Raw genomic sequence first — 9,192 nt, forward strand, 5'->3', positions numbered from 1 at the left:
CCGCGGTTCCGTAAGGCACAGTATTGAGCGTCCCCGTGGGGGATGCGCTAATCGGACGCATCGTTGACCCGCTTAGTTAATAATCTCCTTGAGTCTGAGTTCCGCACCACTCGACAGGGAGCAATTACCGGGGAGTTATTGGATATAGTTTCCGGGGTGGAGGCCATTGTTGGGGGGATGAAAGAAAGGTGCCTGGATTTTGATAGATCAGGTCATACCGTGGCTGTATTAGCTGGTAAATACTGAAAACTCCCGGATATCAAATTATATATCTTTGCAGACCAAAATTAAAATGACTTATGACATAGCACACCCCCATTGAACGGTGAAAACTCAAGGTCTTTGATCTTGAACATGAAAGCCTCAGGGTTAAATTCATGTTCTCCGGCATTTTTGCGGTCCGTGAAATAGTCTTCCAAGGTCTGACGGATCACGTCAAAGGCAATTTCGTTCCATGGGATATTTGATTGGGAAAACAGGCGAACATCAGTGCTTTCCGTGGTAGGGCCAAAGTCCTGGGATAATAGTTCAGCAATAAACATCATGTAAATCTGGTCCACAAAAAGGATATTGAACATCCTGTAGGGCGATAAAATTCGAACCTGGGCCCGGGTCTCCTCCAATGTCTCACGTACTGCACCCTGCTGGACGGATTCCTCATTTTCAAGATATCCGGCAGGAAGGGTCCAGCACCCTTTTCGGGGGTCGATATTGCGTTTGCACATTAAAATCCTGTCCTGGAAAACAGGAATCGTGCCCACAACCATTTTGGGATTTTCATAGTGAACATGGCCGCATGAGGAGCACACCGCGCGGACATGGTCATCGTTCTGGGGGATTTGCCGGGTTATGGGATGGCCGCACTGGGTGCAGAATTTTGTTGACTTCACTGATCTATCTTCCATTTTTTACAAAAAATTAACTCGTTGACTTTCTCCTTTATACAATTTTATTATCACAAACCCTTATCAAAGGAAATCTTTGAAGTAAAACAATTGGGAATATCCCCTAAATAACTTGCCCTCTTTTTTATATCCGCCCGTGCTCCCAGGTTAAGCTCTTTTGGACGCATTTGTCAGTACGCTGATATCTTCGTGGTCTTTGTGGTAAAATTAAATCTTGTACTCATCCACTGGCGAATGATAAACGTTTAGCCGGGAATCAATTGGCATTTATTTTCATTCCGGCCCAATTATTTAACATACGGCCCGCCTGGAGCAAAAGCAAATGAATCACGCTGTACACAACAAGATTGTATCCTTTATCTGGTCCATTGCGGATGACTGTCTCAGGGACATTTATGTCCGGGGAAAATACCGGGATGTTATTTTGCCGATGGTGGTGCTGCGACGCCTGGATAGCCTGCTGGAACCGTCCAAGGAAGCCGTTCTCAGGGAAGTGGACTTTCAAAAAAATCAAATGGGGCTGGTGGAGCTGGACGGCAAGGGCCTTGAAGATGCCGCAGGCTTTGTCTTTTACAATACCAGCAAATGGACCCTGAAAAAGCTGTTCGCCGTGGCCGGCAACAACCAGCAGGTTTTAAAAGCCAATGTGGAGGAGTATCTTTCTGGATTTTCCGCCAACGTTAAGGAGATCATTGAAAAATTCAACCTCAAGGCCCAGATCCGCCATATGGCGGCCAAGGACGTGCTGCTGGATGTCCTGGAAAAATTCACATCGCCTTATCTGAACCTCACCCCCCAGGAAAAGCCCGACCCCGACGGTAACCCCATGCCGCCGTTAAGCAATCTGGGCATGGGATATGTGTTTGAAGAGCTGATCCGCAAATTCAACGAAGAGAACAATGAAGAGGCGGGCGAGCATTTTACGCCCAGGGAAGTGATTGAGCTAATGACCCGCCTGGTTTTTGAACCGGTAAAGGACCGGATGCCACCGGTGATCACCATCTATGACCCGGCCTGCGGGTCCGGTGGCATGCTCACGGAATCCCAGGCGTTTATTAAACGGGAAACAGGACGGCAGGCCGATGACGGGTATATTTACCTGTACGGCAAAGAGATCAATGACGAAACCTATGCCATCTGCAAATCAGACATGATGATCAAGGGAAATGATCCGGGCTTTATCCGCCCCAACTCCACCCTTTCCACGGATGAATTTTCAGGGACGCGCTTTGATTTCATGCTCTCCAATCCGCCCTACGGGAAAAGCTGGGCCAGTGAGCAAAAATTTATCAAGGACGGAGCCAACATCATTGACCCCCGGTTCAAGGTGACCCTGAAAAATTATTGGGGCGAACCTATGGAGGCGGACGCCGCACCCCGGTCCAGCGACGGCCAGCTTCTGTTCCTCATGGAGATGGTCAGCAAGATGAAGGCACCGGACCAGAACGTGTTCGGGTCGCGCATCGCCTCGGTTCACAACGGCTCTTCCCTATTCACCGGGGATGCGGGAAGCGGTGAGAGCAATATCCGCCGCCACATCATTGAGAACGATCTGCTGGAAGCCGTTATCCAATTGCCCAATAACCTGTTTTACAACACCGGCATCACCACCTATATCTGGCTTTTGTCCAACAACAAGTGTGACGGCAAACGAGGAAAGGTCCTGCTGGTTGACGCATCCAGGTGTTTTCAGAAATTGAGAAAAAACCTGGGGAACAAAAACTGCGAGTTTTCCGCTGAGCATATCCGGCAGATTGCCGGGGCCTGTGCCGGGATGCAGCCCATTGAACCGGTACAGGATAAAAACGGCGAGGATACCGGCATTGCGGCCAAAGTGTTTGAAAACAGGGACTTTGGATATTATAAGGTCGCCGTTGAGCGGCCGGACAGAAGATCGGCACAGTTTACGGAAGCGCGCATTGCCCCCCTGCGTTTTGACAAGGCCTTTGCCGTTCCCATGGCATGGATCTATGCCCAGTGGGGGGATGACGTTTATACCAAAGGGTTTCTTGGGGATCATGAAAAAAAAATCCTGGCCTTCTGCCAGGACAACGGCATTGCATTAAACACAAAGAGCCGCAAAAAACTGTTCAGTTTGAGTGTCTGGAAAAAGCAAAAAGCCCTGATTGACGCGGCCCAAGAGCTGATGGATGCCATGGGCCAAGATGAATCCAAGGATTTCAACCGCTTTACGTCCCAGGTGGATGCCACCCTGAAAACTTTGAACCTGAAATTGTCGGCCCCGGAGAAAAAAGCCGTTTTAACTGCCGTGTCCCGGTACGATGAAACCGCCCGCAGGGTGGTCAAAAAGAAGGTCAAACTGTCGGGAGACAACTTTGAAACCCTGCTGGATCATCTGGGGTGTCGGCAGAAGGACCTGCCGGACTTTGGTTTTTATCCTGTGCCGGACAAAAAGGGAGAGTACCGGACGTTTGAACCCTGCCCGGATCTGCGGGACCATGAGTCCGTGCCCCTGCAAGGGGATATCCACGAATTTTTCAAGACGGAAGTCCTCCCCCATGTGCCCGAAGCCTGGATCAATATGGATTCGGTGAAAATCGGCTATGAGATCAGTTTCAATAAATACTTCTACCGCCATAAACCCTTGCGCTCCATGGAAGCGGTGGCCCAAGACATCCTGGACCTGGAGAACCGGGCCGAGGGGTTGATTGCCGAGATTCTGGGATTTGACGGGGTGAACCATGACTGATCTTTTGCCTTTGATGCCGAGATATGAGGCTTATAAGGATTCCGGGGTGACATTGATTGGAAAAATTCCTGAACATTGGGAAATACTCAGACTAAAAAATATAGCTTATATAAACCCTTCATTAAGCGCCAATGATAAAAAAGCCAATGAAACAGTCTGTTTTTTACCTATGGAAAAAGTAGGTGCGGATGGCAAGGTAGATTTTTCAACAAAAGGGTATTTACACGATCTCATTAATGGTTTTACATCTTTTAAAAAAAATGATGTGATAATTGCAAAAATAACCCCCTGTTTTGAAAACAAAAAAGGTGCATTTTTAAATAAAATGCCAACGAGATTGGGTATAGGTTCGACAGAATTTCATGTCTTGAGGGAAAAAAATTGTTCCAATTCAAATTTCTTATACCACCTCACGAAATCCCATTTATTTATGAACCTGGGCGAACGAATGATGACAGGATCAGCCGGTCAAAAACGAGTCCCATCTGAATTTTTACACATCTTTCCTGTTGCTCTCCCTTCAAAGATAGAACAAACCACCATAGCCAACTTCCTCGACTGCAAAACCGCAAAAATCGACCAGGCCGTTGCCATCAAGGAGGAGCAGATCCGGCTTCTCAAAGAGCGCAAGCAGATCTTAATTCAGACTGCGGTGACAAAAGGCCTTGATCCCAATGTTCCCATGGCCGATTCAGGTGTGGAATGGATTGGGCAGGTACCGGCGCATTGGAATATAGTTGCCAATCGAACATTGTTCAAAGAGCGTGTGGAACCTGGGCAGGATGATTTACCATTGCTTTCAGTCTCCATCCATTCAGGCATATCTGATGATGAGGTTAGTGAGGAAGAAAATATTCGTGGTCGTGTAAAAATTGAGGATAAGACCAAATATAACCTCGTCAAACCCAATGATATTGTTTTTAACATGATGAGAGCATGGCAGGGGGCCATTGGAGCAGCCAAGGTTACGGGGATGGTCAGTCCAGCCTATATTATTGCAACGCCGAAAGAAACCCTACACGCCTCTTACTTTGAGTATCAATATCGCTGTCCGATATTTATCCAACAAATGGATCGATTTTCAAAGGGGATCACGGATTTTAGAAAACGGCTTTACTGGCACGAATTTAAACAATTATTGACAATATTACCGCCTGTTGGCGAACAAAAAGTAATTGTCAACCACATCCAGACCCAATCCGCCAAAATAGACCAGGCCATAGCCATACAGGAGCAGATGATTGAAAAGCTCAAAGAGTACAAGGCCACCCTGATCAACGCTGCCGTGACCGGAAAAATCAAGGTACCGGACGGCAGAGAATAAAGTGGTGGAGTGACGACAAAAGCATACGTCAATGACAGAAGGAATTTGTAAAAAATGCAAATTGCTTTTTTCGATAAGGCGGGGTCTCTATTTTGAGCATGAGCCTATTGAGTATTTTATTTTACCATGAAGAACATGAAGAGCATGAAGAATATATATCGAAAAATCAATCTTCATGTCCTTCATGCTCTTCATGGTTTTAAATAAAAATTAAAGCTGTTTAAAGAAAGGAGTGTCACATGGTCAGCCACACCAATGAACAGGCCCTGGAAACTGCCATTGAAAAAAAGTTGACCGGCACCTGCCTCGAAGACCTCAAATCAGGTGAGTTCAAAACCGCAGCCCAGGATTTGGCCGAAGTGGCGGAAACCTGCACCCCTTTTGACACCCACCATGGATATGAGATCGGATATCCCCAGTATTTCAACCCAAGATTTGCCGTGGATGAAAAAAAATTCTGGGCCTTTCTTGAAAACACCCAGGAAAAAGAACTTAAAAAACTGAAACAGCCGGACAACGATGAATGGCAGCGAAAGATCCTTGAGCGCCTGGACCGGATGATCAAAACCAAGGGGCTTTTGCACCTGCTCAAAAAAGGCTTGGGCGTGGATGATGCCTATTTTTCCTTGTTCTATCCGGCGCCGTTGGCAAGCTCCGCCCTTCGGGTAAAAGAACAGTTTCAAAGCAATGTCTTCAGTGCCACAAGACAGGTCCACTACTGCCTGGACAACCCCGGTGAATCCATAGACCTGGTGCTGTTTATCAACGGCCTTGCCTTTGCCACCCTGGAATTGAAGAACCCCTGGACCGGCCAGACCGCAAGATGCCACGGCCAGAAACAGTATCGCACCCAGCGCGACAACAAACAGCCCCTGCTGCAGTTCGGCCGGTGCCTGGTCCATATGGCCGTGGATACCGATGAGGTCTATATGACCACCAAACTTGCCGGACCCTCCACATTTTTCCTGCCCTTTAACAAGGGGCAGGACCAGGGTGCGGGCAATCCCCCCAATCCAAACGGCCATAAATCCGCCTACCTCTGGGAGGAGGTGTTCAGCAAGGCCAGCATTGCCAATCTCCTGGAGCATTTTGTACGCCTGGACGGCAAAGCCAAAGATCCGCTGAACAAACGGACCTTGTTTTTCCCCAGGTACCACCAGATGGATGTGGTGCGCAAACTGGTGGACCACGCCGCGGAGAACGGGGTGGGACAGACCTGTCTGATCCAGCATTCGGCCGGGTCCGGCAAATCCAACTCCATCACCTGGGCCGCCTACCAGCTCATCGAGACCTATCCGCAACATGGTCTGGTCCCCGGCGCAAAGGACCCGGAGCGCCCGCTGTTTGATTCGGTGATCGTGGTCACGGACCGGCGTCTCCTGGATAAACAGTTGCGCGAGACCATCAGAGAATTTTGCGAAGTCAAAAACATCATTGCCCCGGCATACCGGGCCGCAGATTTAAAAGCGGCCCTGGAACAGGGCAAAAAGGTGATCATTACAACCATTCAAAAATTTCCCTTTATCCTGGACGGGATCAGTGATCTGAGCCAAAAAAACTTTGCCGTGATCATTGACGAGGCCCACAGCTCCCAGAGCGGTTCTGCCCATGACAATATGAACCGGGCCATGGGCAGTGTAAGGGAGCAGGAAAGGGGCAGCGAAAATGAGGTGCCGGACGCCCAGGACAAAATCCTCAAAGCCATGGCCGAACGAAAAATGCGGGGCAATGCCTCTTATTTTGCCTTTACCGCCACCCCCAAAAACAGCACCCTTGAAAAGTTCGGCGTCAAACAGGCTGACGGGCAATTTAAGCCCTTCCACCTCTATTCAATGAAACAAGCCATTGAAGAGGGATTTATTCTGGATGTCCTGGCCAATTACACCACCTATAAAAGCTATTACGAAATCCAGAAATCCATACAGGATAATCCGTTGTTCAACACCCGGAAAGCCCAGAAAAAACTGCGTGCCTATGTGGAACGCCACCAGCAGACCATCGATATCAAGGCCGAGGTGATCCTTGACCACTTTATCCCCCAGGTGGTGAACGCCAAAAAGCTTAAAGGCAAAGCCAAGGGCATGGTTATCACCCAGAATATTGAAGCAGCCGTCCGGTATTACAACGCCGTCACCCGGCTATTGGATAAAAAGGGCAATCCCTGCAAGGTGCTGATAGCCTTTTCCGGCGCCAAGGCGGTGGACGGCATTGAATATACCGAAAGCCTGATGAACGGATTCAGCGACGGCGAAACCAGGGACCGGTTTGATGGGGAGGATTACCGCCTGCTGGTGGTGGCCAACAAATATCTGACCGGGTTTGATCAGCCCAAGCTGTCTGCCATGTATGTGGATAAAAAACTGCAGGATGTCCTGGCGGTCCAGGCCCTGTCCCGGTTGAACCGGTCCGCACCAAGCTTAGGCAAAAAGACCGAAGATCTGTTTATCCTCGATTTTTTCAACAGTGTGGAAGATATCAAAACCGCCTTTGACCGTTTCTATACCGCCACAAGCCTGTCCCGGGCCACGGATGTCAATGTCCTGCATGAGCTCAAAGAGTCCTTGGATGGACAGGGCGTCTATGAACAGCAGGAGGTGGAAGAATTTGTGGTCCTCTATTTCAACAACGCCGATGCCCAGCAGTTAAGCCCCTTTATTGATGTTGCAGCAGATCGGTTTAACAAAGGACTGGGACTTGAAGACCAAGACAAGGCCGACTTTAAGATCAAGGCCAAGCAGTTTGTCAAAATTTACGGGCAGATGGCCGCCATCATGCCCTTTGAGATTATCGAATGGGAAAAATTATTCTGGTTTCTAAAATTTTTAATCCCCAAATTAATCGTCAAAGACCCCAAGGCCGATGAAATTGATGAATTGCTCAACTCGGTTGACCTCTCTTCCTATGGATTGCAGCGGGTGAAATTAAACCACCCCATCCGTCTGGATGAGGAAGAGATCATCGTTGAGCCCCAGAACCCAAATCCCCGAGGTGCCCACGGCGGGGATGACGAGCATGATCCCTTGGATGAAATCATCCGCAATTTCAATGAACGCTGGTTCCAGGGCTGGAGCGCAACCCCCCAGGAGCAACGGATAAAATTTTTGAGCATCGCAGACAGCATCAAGGCCCACCCTGACTTTAATGACAAATATAAAAACAATCCGGATGCCCAGACCCGAATTTTGGCATTTCAAAAAATTTTTGAGGATGTCATGCTCAAAAAACGACGGGAGGAACTGGAACTTTACAAACTTCTGGCAGGCGATACCGCATTCAAGTCTGCCATGCAGCAAAGTTTAAGACAAATTGTGGAGGTATTATAAAATGCATCAGTATGGTTACATCGGCCGCAAATTGCGGCTGCCGAAACTTCAAGATCAACCGGCAATTATTATTGCAACATTTGGCTCTTCTTCCAAAGGGCAGGCAGCCATGGACGAAGTTGAAGCCCAGCTTGCCGAAAATTTTGCCGACCATCAGATATACTGGGCATATACATCCGAGATCATCCGCAGGAAAAGAGGGCTGCCAAGTCTTCTGGAAACCCTGGCCAAAGTGGAGTCTGACGGGTATCGCAAAGCCGTTGTTCAGCCCCTGCAGGTTTTTCCCGGCACAGAGTATCAACAGGTCCGGGAGTCGTCTTTATATTTCCCCGGGTTACGGGTGATCGTGGGTGAAACCATGTGCCACCGGTGGAATTTCATCGAAGACGTCCTGAAAGAGGTGTCAGCGGATTTTCTTACCGGGAACAACCAGATCAACCTGCTTGCCCTGCACGGCACACCTTTGGCGGCAGATCCGGTGAACATGATATATATAGGCATCAGTCATCTTGTCTCAGGTATGTATGACAATGTTTATGCGGCCACGGTTGAAGGGGTTCCCAATATCCAAAGCGTTGCCGGCCGGATCAAAAAAGACCATGCACGGACACATTTTACCCGGATTCGCCTGATCCCCATGATGTTTCTGGCCGGCACACATGTGGAAGATGACCTGATGGGTGAGCAGGAGAGCTGGCGCAGCACGTTTGAAGCAATGGGAATGGAAGTGGACTGCCCCGCCATCACCTGCGGGGCCCAGGAATATTTCAAGGGACTTGCATTCAGAAAAGAGTGCATCCAATTTTTCTGCCAAAGACTCAAACGGGCACTCGATATTATGAAGCATTATTAAGGAAAACCCAATGAAGAAGCTGTTTATCCCGGTCATAGGTGCAGGCTTGCTATTATGAGCATGGCCCCCCTGGATTG

Annotated in this window: 5 protein-coding genes; 4 read left to right on the plus strand and 1 reads right to left on the minus strand. The window is 48.8% G+C overall.

The genetic code is table 11. The annotated features are described in order from the left end of the window. Positions 1-287: 287 nt before the first annotated feature. On the minus strand, positions 288-890 hold the full coding sequence (locus B3D59_RS08375; RefSeq protein ID WP_286818944.1) for an NUDIX hydrolase: 603 nt from the start codon (positions 888-890) through the stop codon (positions 288-290). Between the two features lie 337 nt (positions 891-1,227). Between B3D59_RS08375 and B3D59_RS08380 the strand changes: the two genes are divergently transcribed. From B3D59_RS08380 to B3D59_RS08395, 4 genes are all read left to right on the plus strand, one after another. Next, a complete protein-coding gene (locus B3D59_RS08380; protein WP_286818945.1) occupies positions 1,228-3,615 on the plus strand; it encodes a type I restriction-modification system subunit M in 2,388 nt (795 codons plus the stop codon). Positions 3,616-3,628: 13 nt separating this feature from the next. Continuing rightward, positions 3,629-4,939, plus strand: a complete 1,311-nt coding sequence (locus tag B3D59_RS08385; RefSeq protein WP_286818949.1) for a restriction endonuclease subunit S — start codon at positions 3,629-3,631, stop codon at positions 4,937-4,939. 239 nt (positions 4,940-5,178) lie between these two features. Further along, positions 5,179-8,262, plus strand: a complete 3,084-nt coding sequence (locus B3D59_RS08390) for a type I restriction endonuclease subunit R (protein WP_286818946.1) — start codon at positions 5,179-5,181, stop codon at positions 8,260-8,262. A 1-nt stretch (position 8,263) separates the two neighbouring features. Continuing rightward, on the plus strand, positions 8,264-9,115 hold the full coding sequence (locus tag B3D59_RS08395; RefSeq protein ID WP_286818948.1) for a sirohydrochlorin cobaltochelatase: 852 nt from the start codon (positions 8,264-8,266) through the stop codon (positions 9,113-9,115). Positions 9,116-9,192: the final 77 nt, after the last annotated feature.

It is taken from the genome of Desulfobacter sp. UBA2225, from assembly GCF_002348205.1.
GTDB lineage: Bacteria > Desulfobacterota > Desulfobacteria > Desulfobacterales > Desulfobacteraceae > Desulfobacter > Desulfobacter postgatei.

Bases quoted from the DNA above. Each gene is read 5' to 3' on its own strand.
- B3D59_RS08380 (WP_286818945.1), top strand. From the start codon at position 1,228: ATGAATCACGCTGTACACAACAAGATTGTATCCTTTATCTGGTCCATT.
- B3D59_RS08385 (WP_286818949.1), top strand. From the start codon at position 3,629: ATGCCGAGATATGAGGCTTATAAGGATTCCGGGGTGACATTGATTGGA.
- B3D59_RS08390 (WP_286818946.1), top strand. From the start codon at position 5,179: ATGGTCAGCCACACCAATGAACAGGCCCTGGAAACTGCCATTGAAAAA.
- B3D59_RS08395 (WP_286818948.1), top strand. From the start codon at position 8,264: ATGCATCAGTATGGTTACATCGGCCGCAAATTGCGGCTGCCGAAACTT.